Origin of the sequence: Klebsiella sp. RC2, from assembly GCF_014192815.1 — a bacterium.
GTDB lineage: Bacteria > Pseudomonadota > Gammaproteobacteria > Enterobacterales > Enterobacteriaceae > Klebsiella > Klebsiella variicola.
Window position 1 is genome coordinate 113434 of sequence record NZ_JACHYL010000003.1, and the last position, 21569, is coordinate 135002.

Consider the following 21569-nt stretch of genomic DNA (forward strand, 5'->3'; position numbering starts at 1 on the left):
ATAATCAGCTCAAATGCAACCATTATTTATAATAGGGAGCCCACTTACGCAGGCTCATTGTTTTGAATGAAGATAACTGAAGGTGTTAACTTATTTAAATAACAGCGGTAAGAAATTACGCAGAGAGACACGGATATTGTGACCATCGTGGATTTCTCCCTGTTCCACAATTGCCTGATACTTGACGCCACGTTGTTCCAGAAAAGTTTTCATCAATTCAAAGGTCTGGATCAGCGGTTCATCACTTCCCACACTCATGAAGACTAACTTCATATTTGCTTCAGCATTAAGTTGTGGAATAAAGTCGCCCAGCTTTTTCATGTCCGGCACACGGTTCAGATCGGGACCGGTATAACGTGGGTAATGCAATTTGCTCTCGATCTGCACACCCACCCCAGGCCAGGTTGGGAAACCGCCGCTGAACGTACCAATCGAAGCAAAAACATTCGTGTTGCGGGCACCAGCCATAAAGCCCTGTGCGCCCGGGGATGAGAAGCCGCCAATTGCACGGTGCTCACGATCCGCCAGAGTCCTGAACGACTTATCGACGAAAGGTACAACGTTATCAACGATTGCTTGTGCCGCTTCAACATAACTAGGTGCAGTTTCATTACCACCACCGTGGAAGCTGGAGTTACCAAGTGAGCTGCCACCTGGCGCGTCAGGGTCAAGCACTACAACAATCATCGGTTTGATGCGCTTATCCGCAATCATGTTATTCATGAGATTGAAGATAAAGCTGTCTTCATTAGCACGGGAGCCATCATGCGCACCACCTAACGTCAGGTAGAGCACAGGATAACGCTCAGATGAGTTAAAGTAGCCTGGTGGGGTATAAATAGTGAAGCGTTTTTCACCCTGCATGAAAGGAACAGAGGTATAGGTTACGCTACCTTTTGGAGTGGACTGCGGAAGGAAATCGTTCGTTACTGCACCCGGTATGGCGAATTCATTCTCAGCCAGACCCGTTTGAGGCCCCTTACGACCAAACTCAGGCATGGCTTTGACACCATCTACAATAAACTGATAATTCCAGATGCCAGAAGACAGTGGGCCCACGGTGGTCGCCCAGTTGCCATCCTTACCCCTGGTCAGAGATAGGTGCGTATCGCCTTTAACGCCACCTGGCCAGCCACCCTGCAGTTCTACTTTTTTGGCTTCAGGTGCGCGAATGGAAAAGACCACTCTGTTATCAGGCAAGACTTCATATGGCTTTGGCGGATGAGCCCTTTTATGCTGATTTTCTTTGCCGCCATCATGAGACTGGCTATTGGGTTCATTAGCGGGCTGGGGTAAGTCAGCAATAGCCTGATGGGAAATTAGCATTGCTAACATGACTGGCAGTGTTTTCATTAAAAAAACAGATTTTTTCTTCTTTTCCATGATTTTTTCGCGTTTATCTTTATACGTTAATAAGATGTGGTTATTAACAGGTAAGCAGAAATAGTCACCTATCCTCAAACCGTAAAGGATATAAAACAACGTTTTCTGGTGAGCTATTAAGCGTAAATCGCGCCAGACCTGTTAATTAATGCGAGCGATAAGATATCACAAAAAAACAATCCTTCAATTGAAAATGAAAATCATACTCAATTGTATGTTGTTGATTTAGCCATTGATTTTTATACAGTTTTTTTGTGTTGGTGGATTTTAAAGTAAATAGCAACATAAAAAAAATATTATTTAACAGCAAGACACGCCCTCACATCTTTGTGTCAAATTTGATACATGAAGGCTAAGGCCATCAAGTGAATAACATCCTGTGCAAGAAATACTTTATTCCATAAAAGTGATAATTACTGGCAGTGTTTGGTACAGGTGAGTATGAGGCACGGTAGGCGAAAGTTTCATCCTGAATATTCCGGAGGGTATAACCAAGTCACTCCCCTTCCGTCCGCACTGACACCTTGATACCAGAAATTTCTTTTTGTATGTAATTCTTCAGTTTCTCGCTTCTTTTCATGTTGCTGTGATTATCCCGAAACTGAAGCAAGAAATAGCGGATGACTGATGAGACAATGAAAGCTGATAGATAAAACACGTGCAGCACCTCCCTGAACGATTTGTCCCTGCCGAGGTTTTTTTCATGACACAGGAGCGCCATTACGGCCTGCGCCGCGTCATACTCCTTACTTACTCTTCGCCAAATCGCTCTCATACTTTATCCGGACTGTGTCTAAGATGTGCTGCTGCCCGGCTAATGTCATCCAGTGAGATCCCCTCCACCTTCAGGTCATTGCGCCGGATGTCAGGGACCCGGCAGTCGTACACGCGTCATAAGAAAAAGTTACTTATTGATCTAGTGAAGTGATTTTTTGTAGCACGCTATTTTACTCATTTTTTTTCTATCGCACTCTCGTTACCTCTGATAACAAAAAGACGGTATGCACATCATTAATAGAGGGAAATATGGCAAAGCAGATTTACCCGGCGTGGGGAATGGAGCTGAAAGATAGGGAAAGTGCGCTGAAAATGGACCAACCTGCATTCCAATTGGGCGGCATTGCTTTCCGGGGAGTCCAATCATGAATGATATAGCCCAGGTACAGTTAGCTGCGCATCGGTTAGTGGATGCTTTTTCTCGAAATAATGCATCGGCTTATTTTGCATCATTTACGGAGGATGCCACCTTTGTTTTTTACAACCAGGAACAACCATTACTCTCCCTCCATGCCTGGTTTACACAATGGACTGACTGGCAGAAGGCAGGATTTTCCATCGTTGAGTGCATTTCAAGCCGTGCGCACGTGCAGATCGACGGCGATATGGCCGTATTTTTTCATGATGTTGACACGCTTGTTCAGCGTAACGGGCAACAGAGTCGACTCGCGGAACGGGAAACCATAATTTTTCGCCGAACTCAGCAAGGCTGGTTAGCTTGCCATGAGCATTTATCCGCACGCCTTTGAAACACGGTGAATGCGTTTATGACATCATTTTGGAGTCACTATGACACAGTCAAAAAGCAAAATTGAAACTTTCGGCATTGAGCAAATTCCGGATGAGGGTCGTGATGCGACAGCATTGGATCTCTTCCGTCTTACTTTTGGTGGGGCCAATACTTTTGCCACGGCTGTGCTGGGGAGTTTCCCGGTGCTTTTTGGCCTTTCTTTCCAGGCGGGTTTACTGGCTATTCTTTCAGGGGTTGTTATCGGAGGGATAATACTGGCGCCAATGGGGCTTTTTGGAGCCATAAATGGAACCAATAACTCAGTATCCTCTGGTGCGCATTTTGGTGTTCATGGAAGGATTGTCGGCTCTTTTTTATCATTACTCACCGCAGTCGCTTTTTTCTCTCTCTCCGTGTGGAGTTCGGGTGATGCGCTTATTGGCGGAACGCATCATTTATTCGGACTTTCGGAAAATGATGGTGTTTTAGGTATTGCTTACGGTCTTTTCGCTGTTCTGGTTTTGGTTGTTTGCATCTATGGCTTTCGTTTCATGCTCTGGATAAATAAAATCGCTGTTTTTGCATCCAGCATCATGTTTCTGCTGGGGATTTTTGCATTTTACGGTGTGTTTGATCCAGGTTATCGCGGAAGTTTACAACTGGGACAGACGGGCTTCTGGGGAGCCTTTGTTGGCTCAACGCTGTTGACCATGAGCAACCCGATCTCCTTCGGCGCTTTCCTCGGCGACTGGTCGCGTTATATTCCAAAAGAAACCTCCCGCCTGCGTATCATGTGGGCTGTATTTGCCGCTCAAGTGGCGACGCTAGTACCATTTGTCTTTGGCTTATGCACCGCAACAATCGTCGCGGCCCATGCATCTCAATATATCGCCAGCAACAACTACGTGGGTGGATTATTGGCAGTAACACCGGGCTGGTTCTTTCTCCCGGTATGCGTGATTGCCATCGTCGGCGGTTTATCTACGGGAACCACGGCGCTTTACGGTACCGGTCTGGATATGTCCAGTATATTTCCTCGCCTGCTTAGTCGCGTGCAAGCAACGCTCCTGATTGGAATTATCGCGATTGCTTTTATCTTTATCGGGCGTTTTGCTTTCAACCTGGTGCAAAGTGTATCGACTTTTGCCGTACTGATTGTGACATGCACATCACCGTGGATGGTCATTATGATTATCGGAATGATTGCGTGTCGGGGAACCTACCATAGTGATGATCTCCACGTGTTTTCCCGCGGTCAGCGAGGGGGACGGTACTGGTTTCACCATGGCTGGAACTGGCGGGGGCTGGGGGCCTGGATCCCCAGCGCAATAGCGGGCCTCTGCCTGGTTAATATTCCAGGACAGTTTGTTGGTCCACTAGGCGAATTGGCAGATGGTATTGATGTCAGCCTTCCGGCGACCCTGGGGTTGGCAGCCCTGCTCTACCTCGTGTTGTTGCGTATATTCCCTGAGCAATCTGTTTTGACAGGCTCATCGTCTAAGATATACACGGCAAAAACACAAGGCGGTGTTCAATGAACGAAAAAGAAATTACATGCATCAGACCTCTCTATATCAATGGTCAGTGGGTTCAAGGGAAAGGAAAGCCCATCATGGTATTCGACCCTTCGACTGCAGAGCCTTTTGCATGCGTATCTACGGCTTCTGCGGAAGATATTGATGACGCAGTATCTGCTGCTCGCGCCGCGTTTCCTGGATGGAGTAATACCTCATCGCAGGATCGCGCCAACCTACTCAGGGGCTTTGCTCAGCAGATGGAATGCCGCCGCGCAGAGATACTGGAGCTACAGAGCCGCAATAATGGAAAACCTCGCCACGAGGCCGAGGTCGACCTCAATGATGCGATAGCCACATTTTTGTATTACGCAGACCAGGCTGATCGACTCGATGCCCTGCAGGGAAGCAACGTCGAATTACCTTCCCCAGGATATTCTGCCCGTTTGCATCATGATCCATTAGGGGTTGTTGCTCTGATTGTTCCCTGGAACTTTCCATTAGTGACCAGCGCATGGAAAATTGCGCCAGCCCTCGCGGCGGGTTGTACTGTTGTCCTTAAAACCTCAGAAATCACCCCACTTGCAGAGCTTGAATATGGATTGATTGCAGATGTTCTGGGTCTACCTCCCGGCGTAATAAATATTCTGAGTGGCGAGAGTGAAAGTGGGCGTACATTGAGTCAGCACCCCGATATAGACAAGCTTTCCTTTACGGGAAGTACTGCAGTTGGAAGTCTGGTCATGATGGCAGCGGCGAAACGGTGTCTACCGATAACGCTGGAGCTAGGAGGAAAATCCCCCATCATTGTATTTGACGACTGTGATTTGGACCGGGCGGTTGAATGGGTCATATCTGGCATTACCTGGAATGCGGGACAAATGTGTTCCGCCACATCTCGCCTGTTAGTTCAGGAGAATATTGCGGAGGCGCTTTACTCCCGGTTAGCCACTGCCATGCAGGAAATAAGGATTGGTGCTCCCGGAGAGCCGGGAGTCGCTATGGGGCCGCTGACGAGTGAAGCCCAATGGCAAAAAGTTCAGTCGTACTTTGCAGTAGCTCGTGATGAACAGCTCTCATGTCCGGCAGGAGGGCAGTCGCTATCTTCTGTAGGGTGGTTTGTTACCCCGACTTTATATACTGATGTACCGTTATCCAGCAGACTTTGGCAGGAAGAGATATTTGGACCGGTACTGTGCGGTCACCGCTTTACAGATGAGGCTGAAGCTATTCGGCTGGCCAATAATTCCGATTTTGGATTAGTTGCGACCATTGTCACTGCAGATAGCATGCGCGCCCAGCGAGTTGCTGACGCTCTGGCGGTCGGCCATGTCTGGATTAATTCTATGCAATCTGTGTTTGTTGAAACATCCTGGGGTGGAACTAAGGGAAGCGGTATTGGCCGGGAGCTTGGGCCCTGGGGACTGGCTTCGTACCAGTCCGTTAAGCATGTTGTAGAGGCGGTAAACACAGCGTTGACGGTTAATCTATAAGATTTGCAATTATCCTGAATAGAGCTGCCCTGTCTGCTCCTGATTATGTCTAAGCCTGCTTCAGGACAAATGCGATCGGTTCTTTGGCTTCGGTATAGCCGGTCTTTTTCATGGCGATGTGTCTCTCTGTGAGATGGAAGAAAGACCGGAGACTTCAGTTTAGCCGGGCACTGTTCTCAGGGAAGAGATCGCATTGTTTTCATTTTGTTTTTTGTTGCTTAAATATAATTTTAAAGTCATTGACGCTGTTCTTTTATAATTAACAGGAACGAATACCCTTATTATTAAAAGCCATAGTTTGTATGGCTTTTAATAATTATGCACTAGATAGCCGATACATTGCGCTTTGCCAGATAGCTGACCTGCCTGACTGTGTTCACGAGTCCGTAACCCAAAGAGCGTGAGGCAAGTGACCACTTGTCGTTACGTTGGTACAGGCCTATTTTGCATAGCATGCCGGTAAAGACCGACTCATTTAAATATAATCGTTGACTATTAGCCTCCGAGTATTGGAAGTTTCTTCTTTTGTCGTGACGACTTTTGTATTTTTTGTATATGACTGTGGCCCGTTGAAGCAATCGCCAGTAAGCGCCTTTGGCCATTGATGGATCCGTCCACTGGTCTTGCATCGCTAAACCCAATGCCATAGAACCGCTCAGCGCGCTTCACGCCCCGTCCTGCGTAAAAAAGTAAATCTCCCTGACCATGTTTATTTATACTCAGAAAACATGTCATTAAGAAAGGAAGCTACGCGTTGAAATGGGTAACCTGGTTAAAACGTATCGTGTTGTCCCTGCTGCTGTTGATCGTTGGCGCTCTGGGACTACGCCTTTATGACATTCAGCGCGGACCCGAGCTGCAGCTCTGGCATACCTGGGTTCCGCATGAGATGGACGCGGATGAAATCGACAATGCTGACTGGAACGATTACATCAACAAAGAGAATGCGCTCTTCAGTGAGGTAAAACGCCAGGTTACCGATAAGCTGGACGCTGAGCAGCAAACCGAACTGAATCGTTACTATAGTCACAGCCCCATCTATCCGGACTCGTTTCCAACCAACTGGAATCGGTCATATATCATGATGCCGGATGGCAAACCGAAAGGCGCCGTGGTGTTGCTGCATGGTCTGACAGATACCCCCTACAGCCTGCGGCATATCGCTGAAAATTACCGGCAACAGGGGTATGTCGCCATCGGTATCAGATTACCGGGCCATGGGACGGTTCCCGCCGGGCTGACCGATGTGGACTGGCAGGACTGGCTTGCCGCCACGCGCCTTGCGGTGAGAGAAGCGAAACGACTGACGGGTAATGATGTGCCCCTGCATATCGTCGGATTTTCCAACGGCGGCGCGCTGGCAATGAAATATTCGCTGGACGCGCTGGATAATGCCGAACTGGCAAAACCCCAGCGGGTGATCCTGATTTCTCCGATGATCGGTATTACCAGCTTCGCGCGTTTTTCCGGCCTCGCTGGCTGGCCCGCGTTTCTTCCCGCCTTCTCGAAAGCCGCATGGTTAAACATCATGCCCGAGTTTAATCCGTTCAAATATAACTCCTTCCCGACGAACGCCGCCCGGCAGTCCTTCCTGCTGACCAAAGCGCTGCAAAAGCAGATAGTGACTGACTCGAGAAATCACAGACTTAACAGCTTACCGCCGGTATTGACCTTTCAGTCCGTTGTGGATTCAACGGTCAGTACGCGGGCGATCGTGACGGCGCTGTATAACCGTTTGCCGGAAAATGGCAGTGAAATTGTCCTCTTCGATTTGAATCATGCCGTCAGGTTTAATTCATTATTACGCCGGACGTCTTACACCGCGCTGGCGCGGTTGCTGACCGCGCCGCCACGCGCTTATCAGACCACGATCATCACTAACGCGAATTCAGCCAGTACCGATATGGAAATCCGCACAACACCTGCCGGGAAAACAGACACCACAGTGGAAAAGCTGCAGGGAATGCGCTACCTGCCGGACGTATACTCCCTTTCTCATGTCGCGCTCCCCTTCCCGTTAAGCGATTCGCTGTACGGGCGCTATCCCCATCCGCTGAATCAATATGGGATCAGCCTCGGCACGTTTGCTGCTCGCGGCGAGCGTTCGGTGCTGGTTGTGGGTCTGGACTCGCTGATGCGTCAGTCTTCCAATCCGTTCTTTCCCTATATGATTAAACGAATTGACGAAGGGATCGACACTCGCCAGGCTGTCTCCGGGAAGTAGCTCCTCAGGATAAGTGGCCGTAATGGCCACTTTTTTGCACATACGAGTGCGTAAAAACTACGCTTTTGACGACGTCGACAGCCACTGATACACCGCTGACAAATCCTGGCCGGCATATCCCGCGTCCGCCGCCTGCTGCCACAGTTCGGCAATGTTATCCAGCCCCGGCATGGTGTGCGGCTCGGCCAGGGATAGCGCCAGCCGGGCATCTTTCAGCGCATGCGCCAGTTGCATCTGCGGCGCGAATTGCTCGCTGGCGATGGCATCCAGTTTCACTTTGACATACGGTGCGGCCAGCGGGCCGCCTTCCAGAGCGCTCCAGAGCTGGTCGGGGGTAAAGCCCAGCGTCTTCGCCAGCTGGGCGCTTTCCGCGATGCCCTGCATCATCGAAATCAGCCAGGCATTGAGGACCAGCTTCATTTTCTGGCTGTTGCCGGCCTCGCCAAACCACTGCGTCCCGCGGGAGATAGCCGCAAACACCTGTTCGGCAGCGGCACACTTTTCACGATCTCCGCTGGCGAGCACCAGGATCTGCGCCTTCTCCGCCGGGGCTTTGGTCCCTGAAACCGGGGCATCGACGAAGGTCATCGCCGGCTGAAGCGCCCGCAGCAAGGCGATAGCCTCCTGCGTCTCCGGCAGGCCAATGGTGCCCATCTGACAATAGATCGCCTGCGGCTGACAGGCAGGCGCTATTTGCGCCAGTACCTCGAGGGTAGCCTGACCGTCGGCGAGCATACTGATGATCACCTCGGCATCAGCGACCGCCTGCTGCGGCGTGGTATGCAGGGATAATCCCTGCGCCTGTAAATCTTCGCCGCGTGCTGGCGAACGGTTCCAGCCAGCGACGGTAAAGCCTTTCTTCAGCAGATTGCTGGCAAAAGCATGTCCCATGGCGCCGAGTCCCAGCACCGCGACCTTTGGTAATGTACTCATCTTGTCTGTCCTGATTCGCGTGTTAATAAATGTCGGACGTCTACTATCGCATCTCTGACACGGATGTCAGTAGCAATAACCGCCATAAAAAGTGACGCTGTCACTCATGGTCTCACGGCTGTCGGAGCCACGCCAGCAAACGGCGCATCGCTGGCGTCAGCCGGGCATCATCCTGATAACACAGACACAGGCGGCGCTGTGCCCAGCGATCCTGCAGCGCGATGACGGCAAACCGGTAGCGCTGCTGGTAGCGTTCGGCAATGACGCGGGGCAGGATCGCCCCGCCGGCGCCGTGAGCCACCATCTCGCAAAGCCCTTCAAAATGGCTCATCCGGACCCGGACGTTTAGCGCCTGGCCGAGCCCGGCGGCATGTTGTTCAATATGCTGCTGCAGTGCGCTGGTCTGGTAGAGGGCGACCAGCGGCTCGTTGATGACCGCCGCAAACGCCACTTCATTCGCGCCGGCCAGAGGGTGAGTCGGCGGCACAATCAGCACCAGGGGATCATCGGCGACAGGATCCAGATGCAGCGGCCCGGGGTCGACCGCATCGGACACCACTCCAGCCTGCGCCACACCCGCCAGAATGCTGCTGACGATATCCGCGCTGGTGCGCTCTTCGGTGTCGATCTGCACCGCCGGATGCGCTGCCATCCAGGCGGCGAGCTTGCCCGGCAGAAAAGCCGACATCGCCGAGGTGTTGGCGAACAGCCGCAGCGTCCCCTGCTGACCGCGGGCGAAGGCGCTCATCGCCTGGCGCAGACGCTGCTGCTGCGCAAGAAGCGGGCGTGCATGGCGCGCCAGTACCTCCCCGGCCTCAGTCAGCGTCACGCCGCGAGCATGACGCTGCAACAGGGGAACACCGACCTCTGCCTCCAGCTTGCGCACTCTTTCGCTGGCGGAGGCCAGGGCGAGATGGGCCATGGCGGCCCCACCGGTAATACTGCCGCTATCCACGATGGCGATAAACAGTCGCAGATCGGCCAGATCCATCCGCATCACACCCTCCCCACCCTTCGGTTTTCCCGTAGTCTTAGGGCAACATACCGCATTGTGGCTTTAGCGACCAGTGGTTTCAATGTCCCTTTCTATCCTGAAAAGTGAGCCGTGATGTTCGATCTCCACATCTTTTATTTACTGCTGATCTTTATCGCCGCCGGACTGGTCAAAGGGGTGACCGGCATGGGATTACCCACCGTGGCGATGGGCCTGCTTGGTCTGCTGATGCCGCCGCAGGCCGCAGCGGCGCTGCTGGTACTTCCCTCGCTGTTAACCAATCTCTGGCAGTTGCTGGCTGGCCCCGCGCTGGCGCAGATTGTGCGCCGCCTCTGGCTTATGATGACCGGGATTATTATGGGAACGCTGGCGGGGTCGTCACTGCTGATCAGCCTCAATCCTCGGTGCTCAGCGCTGGCGCTTGGCACCGTGTTGATAGCCTATGCCGGGTATGCGCTCTGTGGCCCGGCGTTGCAGGTTTCCGCCCGCGTGGAGAAGTGGCTGTCGCCGCTCATGGGCGGTCTGACCGGCGTTATCACCGGGGCGACCGGGGTATTTGTTATTCCGGCCGTTCCCTGGCTGCAGACGCTGGGCTTTCGTCGAGACGAACTGGTGCAGGCTCTGGGGTTGTCGTTCACCCTCTCCACCCTGGCGATGGCGGCCGGCCTCTCCCTGCACGATGGCTGGCATGCTGATTCGCTGCTGCTGTCGGGGCTGGCGCTGTTGCCCGCGCTACTCGGCATGTGGCTGGGACAGTGGATCCGCTCGCGTCTCAGCCCGCGACGCTTTCGTCAGGGCTTTCTGCTGTTCCTGCTGGCGCTGGGAATGGAGCTGATCGCCAGGGGATGGCTGACCTGAATCCGCTAGCGGCGAGTAATGTGCTTCACGTTGTACTTACTGGTGTTCTGGTAGATCTCTGAGAAATCGACGATCGCCCGGTTTTGCGCATAACTCACCGATTGCACCCGCAGCAGGAGGCTGTTTGGCGCTACCTGCAGCAGCTCGGCCTGCTCGCGGGTCGCCAGCACCGGCGTATAGCTGCGGTGGCTCTCGATGATGGTGATATGACACTCTTTTTTGAAATAGTTGAATTTAGACTGCTCGAGGTTACCCACGCTGAGCCAGGGAAAGGTGGCGAATGGAATATAGCTGTTTTCCACGAGGATCGGGACCTCATCAATCAGCCGCAGCCGCCTGACGTAGTAAACTTTTTCCCCCGGCTGGATCTTTAACTGCTGGGCGATGGCCGGAGGAGCATCAAGCAGCGTGAATTCAATGACTTTGTTACGGTAGTTGGTGACGCCTACCACCTGCATCTGGTAGTTAAAGCCCTCCAGTTCTCCCCCGTGATAGTTACTTTTACGCACAATGCAGGTTCCACTGCCGTGCCGCCGCGCGATCAGCTTTTCCTCCTCCAGTAGCGCCAGCGCTTTGCGCAGCGTCATCACCGAGACCTGCAGCTCCGCAGCGAGCGCTTTTTCGCTGGGCAGCATATCGCCGACGGCATAGTCGTCGCTGTTGATGCGGGTCCTCAGTTCAATGGCAATCTTTTTATAAATCACTTTTAGATGTCTCGATAAGGTGGCGCTCGTCAAACAAATAAGCGAATAACTTAATGTAAATAAAAGATTATTTTTAAATTTCAGCGAAAATTTCAACACTAACTCATCTATAAATCTCGCCATATTTATATATCTGTCCAGCAACAATATATATGACTTTCATCACAGATGGCCCTTTTCCTGCTCGGGATCCCGGTGGTCTGCTCCTAGTCTGATAAGCCTATTCATCAGGTCTGCGAAGACGAGAGGACAACCATGATTGGCGTGAAAAAGCTTCAGGACTTTTCCAAAGCAATGATCGGGCCGGTGCTATATCTGCCGGCTATCGGCCTGTTGATCGCCCTGTTCAGCATGACCACCAACCGGCTGTGGGTGGATGAAAGCAGCGCGCTCTACCTGTTGGGGAAATTCGTCTCCAGCATGCTCTGGGCGCTGATGAACCATCTCGGGTTTCTGTTCTGCCTTGGGCTGGCCAGCGGCCTGGCGAAAACCCGCAAAGCCGAAGCGGCCTTCGTGGCGGCGATGACCTGGCTGGTGTATCTGGCGGCGAACAATAGCTGGCTGACCCTGACCCATCGCCTGGCGTCCGGTGCCACCAACGCGCAACTGTACGGCAGTGGACAAACCTTTATCTTTGGCTTTCAGGTCATTGATATGGGCGTGTTCCTTGGGATTATCCTTGGCTGCGCCGTCGCCTTTGTCCACAACCGCGTGGTCGGCATTGAGTTTCGCGGCGCGCTGTCGATCTACGGCAACAGTAAGCTGGTGCTGATCGTGATGCTACCGCTGGTTGGCCTGTTTGCTATCGCCACCGTCTATCTCTGGCCGGTGGTTGAGCTGGGCATTTCGGCGCTGACCGGCTTTATGAAATCCTTTGGCGCCATCGGGGTCTTCCTGTACGGTTTTCTCAACCGGTTCCTGATCCCGACCGGGTTGCATCATCTTATCTGGTCGCCGTTTGTCTTTACCTCGATCGGCGGACAGCTGCTGATTGATGGTCAAACGGTTATTGGCGCCAAGCCTATTTTCCTTGCCGAAATCGCCCGTCATCCCATCGGGGCGCTGAGTGATTCCGCCCGGTTTTTAACCTACGGGATGGTGAAGATCTTCGGCACCGCCGGCATGGCGCTCGCCTTCTACCGTACGGCGAAACCGGAGAATAAGCAGCGGCTTAAAGTCACGCTGATCCCCTTAATTGTGACCTCCGTTCTGGTGGGGATCACCGAACCTTTTGAGTTTCTCTTTATCTTCACCGCCCCGCTGCTGTGGCTTATCTACTCCCTGCTGGACGGTTTGTTCCAGATGCTGGCCTGGCTGCTTCACGTGCGGGTCTGCGCCACCAACGGTCTTATCGATTTTGTCGTCTATAACCTGCCCGCCGGCGCCAGCGTGACGCGCTGGCCGGTATTTGTCGCCCTCGGCCTGCTGGAGACCGCCACTATGTACCTGGTCGGCACCTTCTGTATTACCCGTCTGCGGATGCTCACCCCGGGCCGTGAAGCGGCTGCCGATGCGGAGCCTTCCGAGCAGACGGGCCAGGCAAGCGAGATTGCCGATAAAGGTACGCTGGTGATTGCGGGACTGGGCGGAAAAGAGAATGTCTGCGTAGTGGAAAACTGTTTTACCCGTCTGCGGGTCGATGTGCGCGACCCCGCCCTCATCCAGCAGTCGCTGTTGAAAGAGAGCGGCGGGAGCAGCGTGCTGATTAAAGGCAACCATGTCCAGGTGATCTATGGCCTGGGGGTTAACAAAATTCGAACGGCGGTCAACGCCAGTCTGGGTGTTACTGAATAACGAGGTGGTAAATGAAAGATAACTTTGTGGTCACGATTGCCGGCGGCGGCAGTACTTATACCCCTGGGATTGTGATGATGTTGCTGGAAAATATGTCGCGCTTTCCCCTGCGGGAGATCCGTCTGTACGACAACCATCACCAGCGTCAGAAAACGATCGGCGACGCCTGCGCTATTCTGGTGGCAGAACGCTTCCCGCAGGTGCAGTTCAGCTATACCACCGATCCGCAGGCGGCCTTCACTGACGTCGATTTTGTGATGGCGCATATTCGCGTCGGTCTGTATGAAATGCGGGAAAAGGATGAAAAGATCCCGTTAAAATATGGCGTGCCGGGACAGGAGACCTGCGGTCCGGGTGGGATTGCCTACGGCATGCGCTCCATTGCCGGGGTGCTGGAGCTGGTCGATTATATGCAGCAATACGCTCCGAACGCCTGGATGCTCAACTATTCCAATCCGGCGGCCATCGTCGCGGAAGCCACCCGTCGCCTGCGACCCGACGCGCGCATCATCAACATCTGCGATATGCCGGTGGCTATCGAGGGGCTGTTTGCCGACATCCTCGGCCTGCCGTCGCGCAAGGCGCTGAACGTCCGCTACTATGGCCTGAACCATTTCGGCTGGTGGACCCGTATCACCGATAAAGCCGGTAACGATCTGATGCCGGCGCTGAAGCGTCACGTGGCGGAACAGGGATACAGCAGTCCAAAAGAAGATTTTCAGCATAAAGCGCCAAGCTGGATCGAAACCTTTAAAAAGGTGAAGGATGTGTTTGCCCTCGATCCGTCGACACTGCCTAACACCTATCTGAAATACTACCTCTATCCTGACTATGAGGTGGCGCACGCCGATCCAGACTTTACGCGGGCGAACGAGGTGATGGCCGGACGTGAAAAAGAGGTCTTCGATATGGCCCGGGAGATTACCCGTCGGGGCACGGCGGAAGGCGCGCATTTTCATGCCGGGGCCCATGCCACCTTTATCGTCGACCTCGCCTGCGCCATCGCTTTTAACACCCAGGAGCGGATGCTGTTGATCGTTGAGAACAACGGGGCGATCGCCAACTTTGATGAGACGGCGATGGTGGAAGTCCCCTGCCTGGTGGGCGTCAATGGCCCGGAGCCGCTGGCGATGGGGAAAATCCCGTCGTTCCAGAAAGGGTTGATGGAGCAGCAGGTGGCGGTCGAAAAGCTGGTGGTTGACGCCTGGGTTGAGGGTAGTTACCAGAAACTGTGGCAGGCCATCACGCTATCGAAAACGGTGCCCAGCGCCGCGGTGGCGAAAGCCATCCTCGATGAACTGATCGTCGCCAACGAAGGCTACTGGCCCGCACTGCACTGATCTTTTTCGTGATGGGTAAAATGCAGAGGATCCCCCTTCTCTGCATTTTTACCCAGCGTTCCCGCCGGCCACACATTCATCCTATAACCTCCCCCACGGGCTTTCTTCCCCTCCAGACCGTTGCCAGAAGGCCGTCATCCTCGTTTTACCCTGATCACAGTAATGAAATATAAATTCTATTCCAGGATATTATGGCGTAAAAATGTGATCTGCGTTGTATTCTTTGATTTACATTAACCTACTGAAAACAACATCATTATTACCGGCCTGTAAATTTAACCTGGTTTTCATGGGGATATGCTCCCTCCATCCTTTGTGATTGGCTTCATGCATTTACCATTCTGCAACACCAATTTGAAATTAAATTTTCATAATGTGATCTTGTAGCATGCTCATTCCATTTCTTTGTGCCATATTCTTATCACGATAAATCGCCGCAACGACAGCAACGTGCCACACCAGGGCGCTGTCCACCGGCAGACGTCGGCGCTGCCGACGCACTGAAGACCGCTAACCCGAAAAGGAGAACGGATATCGACTACATCCATGTCAACACCAAGCCGTAAACCTCTTTGACCGCCATTGCTGAGCGTACCCTGCCATGTGCTGAGCAATTACACAAAGAAGAAAAATCATTTAGTTCAGTTAGATACGACAACACAGGCGTAATAAATCCTGACTGGGGAGATGTATTTTTATCTTGTGTCGTTCAATAAAATAAAGGGACTACCATGTCATTTATAACAAACCTGAACCAGCAACAGAGAAAACGACTTCATCAGATCACCTTAGTGGCCACCTTCGGCGGCCTGCTTTTCGGTTACGACACCGGCGTTATCAACGGCGCCTTTTCCTCACTGAAGCAGTATATGGCGCTGACCCCGACTACCGAAGGGCTGGTGATGAGCGTCCTGCTGATCGGCGCCGCGCTGGGCAGCGTGTTTGGCGGCAAGTTTGCCGACTTCTTCGGCCGGCGAAAATATTTACTCTTCCTCTCCTTTATTTTTCTTATCGGCGCCCTGCTTTCCGCCGCAGCCCCCGATATCACTACCCTGCTGATTGCTCGTGCCCTGCTGGGCTACGCCGTTGGCGGCGCGTCGGTCACTGCCCCCACTTTTATTTCGGAAGTGGCGCCTACCGAGATGCGCGGTAAGCTGACCGGCCTGAATGAAGTCGCCATCGTCATTGGCCAGTTGGCGGCGTTTGCCATCAACGCGATCATTGGCATCATCTGGGGCCATCTGCCGGACGTCTGGCGCTATATGCTGCTGGTACAGGCCATTCCCGCTGTCTGCCTGTTTGTTGGCATGTGGCGCGCGCCGGAAAGCCCGCGCTGGCTGATCAGCAAAAATCGCCACGAGGAAGCGCTGCATATTCTCAAACAGATCCGCCCGGCGGAACGCGCGCAGAAGGAGTATGACGACATCTCCACCCTGATCAAAATTGAAGCCGGCAATAAGTACAGCGCTCAGGGCACCTTCACGACTATCCTCAAAACGCCATGGATCCTCAAAATTTTGCTGGTCGGTATTACCTGGGCCGCGTTGCAGCAAACTACTGGGGTTAACGTCATTATGTACTACGGCACGGAAATTCTGAGTGCCGCCGGCTTCTCAGAACGTACCTCGCTGATCTGTAACGTGCTGAACGGTGTCTTCTCCGTCGGCGGTATGCTCATTGGCGTGCTGTTCCTTGTCGACCGTTTCAAACGTAAGACGATCATTATCTACGGCTTTGCCATTATGGCCACGCTGCACCTGATTATCGCCGCTGTCGATTACACCCTGGTGGGCGATCTGAAAGCCACCGCCATCTGGCTGCTGGGCGCGCTGTTCGTCGGTGTGATGCAGGGTTCCATGGGCTTTATTACCTGGGTGGTATTAGCTGAGCTGTTCCCGTTGAAATTCCGCGGGCTGTCGATGGGGATCTCGGTATTTTTCATGTGGATCATGAACGCGGTGGTCAGCTACCTGTTCCCGCTGCTGCAGGCGAAACTGGGCCTTGGGCCGGTCTTCTTCATCTTCGCAGCCATCAACTACTTAGCGATTCTGTTCGTGGTCTTCGCCCTACCGGAGACCTCCAATAAATCGCTCGAGCAGTTAGAAGAAGAGCTGTCAGCGAATCATGAGGGTAAAAAATCTACGCGTCTCACCAGGGAGGTTGGCTATGATCGATAACATCACGCTGGATAATCTGCATATCGGCTGCAAGGCCAGTAATAAAGCGGAAGTGATCGCTATGATTGGCGCGGAGTGTAAAGCCAAAGGATATGTGAATCAGGAGTGCGTTCACTTTCTGCTGGAGCGTGAACATCAGGTTTCCACTTTTTTGGGGAATGGCATCACCTTGCCACATTTGCCGAAATCCGCGACGGATATCATTCTCAAAACCGGCATTGAGATCTTTCAGTTCCCTGATGGCGTTATCTGGGATCGCAGCAACGTGATGTTTATTGCCATCGGCGTCATCGCGAAAGAAAAAGAGCATATTGATGTGCTCAAAGAAATTGCCTCGATATTTAGCGATGAACTGATCGCTAACGCGCTGTCATTAATTTCAGACAAAAATGACTTCCTGAAAATTCTGCAACATAATGCCTTGCCTCATTAGGTATGACGCCAGCCGGAGCCTTGGCTCCGGCTGTTTCAGACCACTCCCGCAAGCGGCCAGCGGTGAATAGTGAATAGGTTTTAATTTAGCTGGTGATAGAGCCACATAAAATAATAACAATGGAAATTACCGTCATATTGTTAAATGGGCCATGGAGAATATTTCACTGCCACAATAAATTTTAAAAAACACCTATAAAAACAAGTGATTTCGTTTTTTTTACCCACCATTCTCTACGCCTTTCCATTGCCATGCTGCGATCGCTGCATGCCAGTGATTACTGCGCTATTCCATTAATTTTGATTTATATCAATACCTCGTCGGGCATTAAACTGCATTTTACAGCGCGATTATTTTGGCAAGGTGTATACGACATTGGTTTTACGACTTGGATATTTCTTTAGCCGTCCCTCAAGCCTGTGGGGATGGTTGATGTGTAACGCGCTTAACGGCATCGCGATTGTGCTTTGCTTTCGCGCGATAAGCATCGTGACGGGCTTTAGCGAAGTGGTCTGGCAGGTCATCATCACGCTGGCTATTATTATATCAACCTGGTACAGCGCTAATTATTTCGCTGCGCTGGAAGCTCGACGCGATAAACGACGCTTTCTGCTGCTGGCCTGGGTGGTCATCACCATTCTGTTAAATTTCATTCACCTTGGCGGTGGTTAACGCTGTTAATGCAAGGATCATCTCATGACGCTGGCGATGCTGTGGGTGCTTATCAGTCATCATAAAGGGCTGACGCTGTTACTGATCGTGGTTATTGCGCTGGTGCTTATTGCGCTCATCCCGCTGGTAAAAAGGCTGTTGCGTAGCATCAACGGCGATCCCTGACCGTGTCCTGATGGCCGCCGACAGGCGGCCATGTATCCTGCGTTTTCGCTTCGCCCCCCCCCACCAGCCCCGTCCGGTATCCCACGCAGATCCAAAGCGCACAAAAGAAATGAGAACCATTATCAAACAAGCTGTGTTACCGTGTCAGCCCAACAAAATGACAGCTCAAAGAATACAGGGGGTTAGACAAGGTGAAGCGGAATTCAGGGAGCATCCGGGCGCGCGGGCTGCTGACGCTGGCGGTTGGCGTGCTCTTCTACAGTAGCGGTAGCACCGCCCGACCGGATCTTCAGCCGCTGGGGCCAAACATCGCCGATAAAGGGTCAGCGTACTATCATTTTACGCAACGTCAGTATGACTCCGCCGATGGCGAACGCCACTACCGGGTGTGGACTGCCGTGCCGGACAAAGCCCCGCCCGCCGCCGGCTATCCTGTGCTGTATATGCTGGATGGTAACGCGGTGATGGATAAGCTTAACGACGCCCTTCTGCAGCAGCTCTCCGCCGGCTCCCCGCCGGTGATCGTCGCTATCGGTTACCAGACAACGCTGCCCTTCGATACCGCCGCCCGGGCCTGGGATTACACTCCTCCGCTAAAGGCCTTCAAACCGCAAGTCGGGAAACCCGCGCTGCCGCCGCGAAAAACCGGAGGTAATGACCTGTTTCGTCAGTTGCTGACCGAAACAATGGTGCCGCAAACGGAAGCTCACCTGAAAATAGATCCCCACCAGCGCGCGATCTGGGGCCACTCCTACGGCGGGCTGTTTGTGCTCGACGCGTGGCGGAAGACCTCGCTGTTTCATCTCTATTATTCGGCCAGCCCGTCGCTGGGCCAGGCGCAGGAATCTCCGCTGAAGGGCAGCGAAGCTTTAAGCGCCACCGCCTTCATCGGGAAATCGCTGTATCTGCTGGAAGGTGATGGCAAAGCTGCCCGGGAACCGACCGGCCACGTGGCTTCCCTGAGTGTTTTGCGACAAACCCAGCAGCAGCTGGCCGACAAAGGCCTGACGGTGGCTTTCTGGCGCTACCCTGGTATGACGCACGGTCAGATGTTTGACGTCTCGCTGCAGTCGGCTCTGCTGCATCTTTCCGGGCAGGCTCCGCTGGCGCATCAGTAATGACGCAGCGCCCACCCGCAGCCGGTGGGCGTATCAGGACGACGGAGGCAGGTGTTTAATATCCACCGGCTCGCCGAACAGAAAGCCTTGCATCTCGTCACACCCTTCCTCTTCGAGGATCTGCAGTTGCCCGGCGGTTTCCACACCCTCGGCGATAAGCGGCGTATTAATTGAATTTCCCAGCGAAATGATGGCCCGCACGAATGAGCGTACCTGGGGATTACTCTCCACATCAAGCATAAAACTTCGGTCGAGTTTAATCACGTCGAAATGGAAATCGCGCAGCATGCTCAGGGAGGAGTAGCCGGTACCGAAGTCATCGAGTGCGATGCTGATCCCCATTTTTTGCAGATGATGCAGGACGCTAAAGGCCAGCTGCTTATTGATGATGAACGCCGTCTCCGTCACTTCAAACTCAAGCAGGCTGACCGGATAGGCGGTACGCATCAGGATCTCGCGGACTTTTTCAATAAAGCTGCGGTGACGCAACTGCACCGGCGAGATATTGACCGAAACTTTTCTGTTGAGACCCTTTTCCAGCGATTCGTTACACACCTGCTCGAGCACCCAGTAACCTAAGGGCACGATGGCGCCGCTCTCTTCGGCGATGGGAATAAACACGTCAGGCGGGATCGGCCCCAGCTGCGGATGCTGCCAGCGCAGCAGCGCCTCGTAACCGGTGATCCGGCGATCTTTGATGTTGCGGATAGCCTGATAGTGGAGCGAAAATTCTCCTGCGTGAATACCGCGCCGGATGTCGGCGGCCATCATATTGCGCTGCCGCGTCTTGTCATCCATTTCACGTTCGTACCAGCAAATCTTGTGGTCGAGACTGCTCTTTGCCCGATACATGGCCAGATCGGAATTGCTCAGTACCGTGTTAATATCCGTACCGTCCTCCGGGTAGACCGAGATGCCAATGCTGGCGGAGAGAACCACTTCCGTCGCGGCAAACGTCTGCTTACCGCTGAAGCAGTGCCAGAGGCGCGCAGCAAAGGCATCCACTTCACCCTCATCGGCAAAAGGTTTAACGGCCACAAACTCATCGCCGCCAAAGCGCGCGACCATCTCCTCCTTCTGCAGCGTTTTCAGCACGGCGCCTGCCACACGCTGCAGCAGCTGGTCACCAATCAGATGGCCCTGCAGGTCATTAATCTCTTTAAACTTGTCTAAATCGATGGTGAAAATGGCAAAGCGGCGGGCATCATTACCGGTGATCAGCTTTTCCACCCGCTCAAAGAACTCCACCCGGTTAGGTAAACCAGTCAGCGCATCGTAGCGCGCCATCCATGCGATGCGGTCATTAATCGCTTTTTGTTCACTGATATCGCGGGTGATTTTGGCAAAACCCAGCAGGGTGTTCTGCTCATCGCGGATGGTATCGATCATGACATGCGCCCAGAATCGGGAGCCGTCTTTGCGGTAACGCCAGCCTTCCCCTTCGAACTGCCCGCTACGCAGGGCGATTTCCAGGTTTTTCGCCGGTACACCGGAGAGTTGCTCAGCTTCGCTATAGAAGAGACCGAAGTAGCAACCGATGATCTCGTCGCTCAGGTACCCTTTTGCCCGGCGGGCACCTTCGTTCCAGCTGATGACCGTACCGTCAGTGCTCAGCATGTATATGGCATAATCTTTAACACTTTCAATAAAGTGACGATAGGCGATATCCGTCAGGTGATCGTTACTCATGGTACAGCGCTCTCTGTGGCTCGGTCGTGGCAAAACGCACTAGATATAGCAGAACAACGCCCATGATGAATACAAGGTTAAGACGTTTTGTTGCCGCCTTTCTGGCCCTGGCAACCGCAGATAGCGCACCAGACAGCTCTGTTAAGCGTAGTGGAATCCACTGCGCCGGGTAATGACAATCTGACGATTTTTGCACTTAGGTCGCCCACTAATAGTTACTTTTATTGATTAAAAAGTTTGATTGAAAGAATAAATAAAAGGAGTAATGTTAATAATACTTTCTATGGAGGTTAAATATGTTGCGTGATTATTTAAAAGTGGAAAAAGAAGACCAGCTTGTTGAACAACAGAGCCGTCATGACAATAGCCAGCATTATTCTGCGGTGACTGAATGGGTTATTTTGAGTAAAGATGGTCAGCGTAAAGGTCGGGTATCCCTGTTCGACCGTTTCACCACCCGCCGCTCCTGGAGCGACAGCTTTCGCATTACGCAGTTCGATAATGCGGGTAAAGTGGTGGTGGATAAACTCACTGACGCGCTGTAACTCCCCCGGATTCCCGGCCTGACGGG

General features: G+C 52.8%; 19 protein-coding genes. 13 read left to right on the forward strand and 6 right to left on the reverse strand.

Going from position 1 to position 21569, the window contains the following annotated elements; genetic code table 11:
• Window positions 1–90 precede the first annotated feature (90 nt).
• Both FHW76_RS10115 and FHW76_RS26420 read right to left on the reverse strand, forming a co-directional pair.
• Window positions 91–1383 carry an alpha/beta hydrolase-fold protein gene (locus FHW76_RS10115; protein WP_227543776.1) on the reverse strand — a complete coding sequence of 431 codons (1293 nt, stop codon included), beginning with the start codon at window positions 1381–1383 and terminating at the stop codon, window positions 91–93.
• 496 nt (window positions 1384–1879) lie between these two features.
• Window positions 1880–2158, reverse strand: coding sequence for a hypothetical protein (locus FHW76_RS26420; protein ID WP_233433200.1), 279 nt, complete (start codon window positions 2156–2158; stop codon window positions 1880–1882).
• Window positions 2159–2525: 367 nt separating this feature from the next.
• Here FHW76_RS26420 and FHW76_RS10125 point away from each other — a divergent pair, with 367 nt between their 5' ends.
• From FHW76_RS10125 to FHW76_RS10140, 4 genes are all read left to right on the forward strand, one after another.
• The gene (locus FHW76_RS10125; protein ID WP_110209277.1) at window positions 2526–2909 is read left to right on the forward strand and encodes a nuclear transport factor 2 family protein; all 384 of its coding nucleotides are present in this window, start codon (window positions 2526–2528) and stop codon (window positions 2907–2909) included.
• Between the two features lie 40 nt (window positions 2910–2949).
• Window positions 2950–4428, forward strand: coding sequence for a cytosine permease (locus tag FHW76_RS10130; RefSeq protein WP_110209276.1), 1479 nt, complete (start codon window positions 2950–2952; stop codon window positions 4426–4428).
• Window positions 4425–5897, forward strand: a complete 1473-nt coding sequence (locus FHW76_RS10135; protein ID WP_110209275.1) for an aldehyde dehydrogenase family protein — start codon at window positions 4425–4427, stop codon at window positions 5895–5897. The genes FHW76_RS10130 and FHW76_RS10135 overlap by 4 nt, the downstream gene beginning before the upstream one ends.
• Before the next feature lie 754 nt (window positions 5898–6651).
• Window positions 6652–8121, forward strand: coding sequence for a carboxylesterase (locus FHW76_RS10140; RefSeq protein ID WP_064180804.1), 1470 nt, complete (start codon window positions 6652–6654; stop codon window positions 8119–8121).
• Between the two features lie 57 nt (window positions 8122–8178).
• On the opposite strand, the gene FHW76_RS10145 is transcribed toward FHW76_RS10140, so the two are convergent.
• Together FHW76_RS10145 and FHW76_RS10150 are read right to left on the reverse strand one after the other, a co-directional pair.
• Window positions 8179–9054, reverse strand: coding sequence for an NAD(P)-dependent oxidoreductase (locus FHW76_RS10145; RefSeq protein WP_094954990.1), 876 nt, complete (start codon window positions 9052–9054; stop codon window positions 8179–8181).
• Window positions 9055–9166: 112 nt separating this feature from the next.
• Window positions 9167–10051: a LysR family transcriptional regulator gene (locus FHW76_RS10150; protein ID WP_012541733.1), complete on the reverse strand. Its 885-nt coding sequence runs from the start codon at window positions 10049–10051 to the stop codon at window positions 9167–9169.
• A 111-nt stretch (window positions 10052–10162) separates the two neighbouring features.
• On the opposite strand from FHW76_RS10150, the gene FHW76_RS10155 reads away from it, so the two are divergent.
• Window positions 10163–10906 carry a sulfite exporter TauE/SafE family protein gene (locus tag FHW76_RS10155; protein WP_012541734.1) on the forward strand — a complete coding sequence of 248 codons (744 nt, stop codon included), beginning with the start codon at window positions 10163–10165 and terminating at the stop codon, window positions 10904–10906.
• A gap of 5 nt (window positions 10907–10911) precedes the next feature.
• On the opposite strand, the gene FHW76_RS10160 is transcribed toward FHW76_RS10155, so the two are convergent.
• Window positions 10912–11610, reverse strand: a complete 699-nt coding sequence (locus FHW76_RS10160; protein WP_032738855.1) for a GntR family transcriptional regulator — start codon at window positions 11608–11610, stop codon at window positions 10912–10914.
• Between the two features lie 255 nt (window positions 11611–11865).
• On the opposite strand from FHW76_RS10160, the gene FHW76_RS10165 reads away from it, so the two are divergent.
• From FHW76_RS10165 to FHW76_RS10195, 7 genes are all read left to right on the forward strand, one after another.
• On the forward strand, window positions 11866–13404 hold the full coding sequence (locus FHW76_RS10165; protein WP_016161017.1) for a PTS transporter subunit EIIC: 1539 nt from the start codon (window positions 11866–11868) through the stop codon (window positions 13402–13404).
• An 11-nt stretch (window positions 13405–13415) separates the two neighbouring features.
• Window positions 13416–14744, forward strand: a complete 1329-nt coding sequence (locus tag FHW76_RS10170) for a 6-phospho-alpha-glucosidase (RefSeq protein ID WP_032739908.1) — start codon at window positions 13416–13418, stop codon at window positions 14742–14744.
• Window positions 14745–15475: 731 nt separating this feature from the next.
• On the forward strand, window positions 15476–16921 hold the full coding sequence (locus tag FHW76_RS10175) for a sugar porter family MFS transporter (RefSeq protein WP_022066173.1): 1446 nt from the start codon (window positions 15476–15478) through the stop codon (window positions 16919–16921).
• Window positions 16911–17354, forward strand: coding sequence for a PTS sugar transporter subunit IIA (locus FHW76_RS10180; protein WP_008804904.1), 444 nt, complete (start codon window positions 16911–16913; stop codon window positions 17352–17354). Before FHW76_RS10175 ends, FHW76_RS10180 begins: the two co-directional genes overlap by 11 nt.
• A gap of 432 nt (window positions 17355–17786) precedes the next feature.
• Window positions 17787–18026 carry a hypothetical protein gene (locus FHW76_RS10185; RefSeq protein ID WP_008804905.1) on the forward strand — a complete coding sequence of 80 codons (240 nt, stop codon included), beginning with the start codon at window positions 17787–17789 and terminating at the stop codon, window positions 18024–18026.
• Between the two features lie 24 nt (window positions 18027–18050).
• On the forward strand, window positions 18051–18191 hold the full coding sequence (locus FHW76_RS10190) for a hypothetical protein (protein WP_012541739.1): 141 nt from the start codon (window positions 18051–18053) through the stop codon (window positions 18189–18191).
• 191 nt (window positions 18192–18382) lie between these two features.
• Complete coding sequence (locus FHW76_RS10195) at window positions 18383–19309, forward strand: alpha/beta hydrolase (RefSeq protein WP_012968235.1); 927 nt, start codon at window positions 18383–18385, stop codon at window positions 19307–19309.
• 33 nt (window positions 19310–19342) lie between these two features.
• On the opposite strand, the gene FHW76_RS10200 is transcribed toward FHW76_RS10195, so the two are convergent.
• Window positions 19343–20998 carry a bifunctional diguanylate cyclase/phosphodiesterase gene (locus FHW76_RS10200; RefSeq protein ID WP_008804907.1) on the reverse strand — a complete coding sequence of 552 codons (1656 nt, stop codon included), beginning with the start codon at window positions 20996–20998 and terminating at the stop codon, window positions 19343–19345.
• A 296-nt stretch (window positions 20999–21294) separates the two neighbouring features.
• Here FHW76_RS10200 and FHW76_RS10205 point away from each other — a divergent pair, with 296 nt between their 5' ends.
• The gene (locus FHW76_RS10205) at window positions 21295–21543 is read left to right on the forward strand and encodes a hypothetical protein (RefSeq protein WP_008804908.1); all 249 of its coding nucleotides are present in this window, start codon (window positions 21295–21297) and stop codon (window positions 21541–21543) included.
• Window positions 21544–21569: the final 26 nt, after the last annotated feature.

Excerpts from the sequence above, each read along its gene's own strand:
- FHW76_RS10115 (WP_227543776.1), bottom strand. The coding sequence starts at position 1,383 with ATGGAAAAGAAGAAAAAATCTGTTTTTTTAATGAAAACACTGCCAGTC.
- FHW76_RS26420 (WP_233433200.1), bottom strand. The coding sequence starts at position 2,158 with ATGAGAGCGATTTGGCGAAGAGTAAGTAAGGAGTATGACGCGGCGCAG.
- FHW76_RS10125 (WP_110209277.1), top strand. The coding sequence starts at position 2,526 with ATGAATGATATAGCCCAGGTACAGTTAGCTGCGCATCGGTTAGTGGAT.
- FHW76_RS10130 (WP_110209276.1), top strand. The coding sequence starts at position 2,950 with ATGACACAGTCAAAAAGCAAAATTGAAACTTTCGGCATTGAGCAAATT.
- FHW76_RS10135 (WP_110209275.1), top strand. The coding sequence starts at position 4,425 with ATGAACGAAAAAGAAATTACATGCATCAGACCTCTCTATATCAATGGT.
- FHW76_RS10145 (WP_094954990.1), bottom strand. The coding sequence starts at position 9,054 with ATGAGTACATTACCAAAGGTCGCGGTGCTGGGACTCGGCGCCATGGGA.
- FHW76_RS10150 (WP_012541733.1), bottom strand. The coding sequence starts at position 10,051 with ATGCGGATGGATCTGGCCGATCTGCGACTGTTTATCGCCATCGTGGAT.
- FHW76_RS10155 (WP_012541734.1), top strand. The coding sequence starts at position 10,163 with ATGTTCGATCTCCACATCTTTTATTTACTGCTGATCTTTATCGCCGCC.
- FHW76_RS10165 (WP_016161017.1), top strand. The coding sequence starts at position 11,866 with ATGATTGGCGTGAAAAAGCTTCAGGACTTTTCCAAAGCAATGATCGGG.
- FHW76_RS10170 (WP_032739908.1), top strand. The coding sequence starts at position 13,416 with ATGAAAGATAACTTTGTGGTCACGATTGCCGGCGGCGGCAGTACTTAT.
- FHW76_RS10175 (WP_022066173.1), top strand. The coding sequence starts at position 15,476 with ATGTCATTTATAACAAACCTGAACCAGCAACAGAGAAAACGACTTCAT.
- FHW76_RS10180 (WP_008804904.1), top strand. The coding sequence starts at position 16,911 with ATGATCGATAACATCACGCTGGATAATCTGCATATCGGCTGCAAGGCC.
- FHW76_RS10185 (WP_008804905.1), top strand. The coding sequence starts at position 17,787 with ATGTGTAACGCGCTTAACGGCATCGCGATTGTGCTTTGCTTTCGCGCG.
- FHW76_RS10190 (WP_012541739.1), top strand. The coding sequence starts at position 18,051 with ATGACGCTGGCGATGCTGTGGGTGCTTATCAGTCATCATAAAGGGCTG.
- FHW76_RS10200 (WP_008804907.1), bottom strand. The coding sequence starts at position 20,998 with ATGAGTAACGATCACCTGACGGATATCGCCTATCGTCACTTTATTGAA.
- FHW76_RS10205 (WP_008804908.1), top strand. The coding sequence starts at position 21,295 with ATGTTGCGTGATTATTTAAAAGTGGAAAAAGAAGACCAGCTTGTTGAA.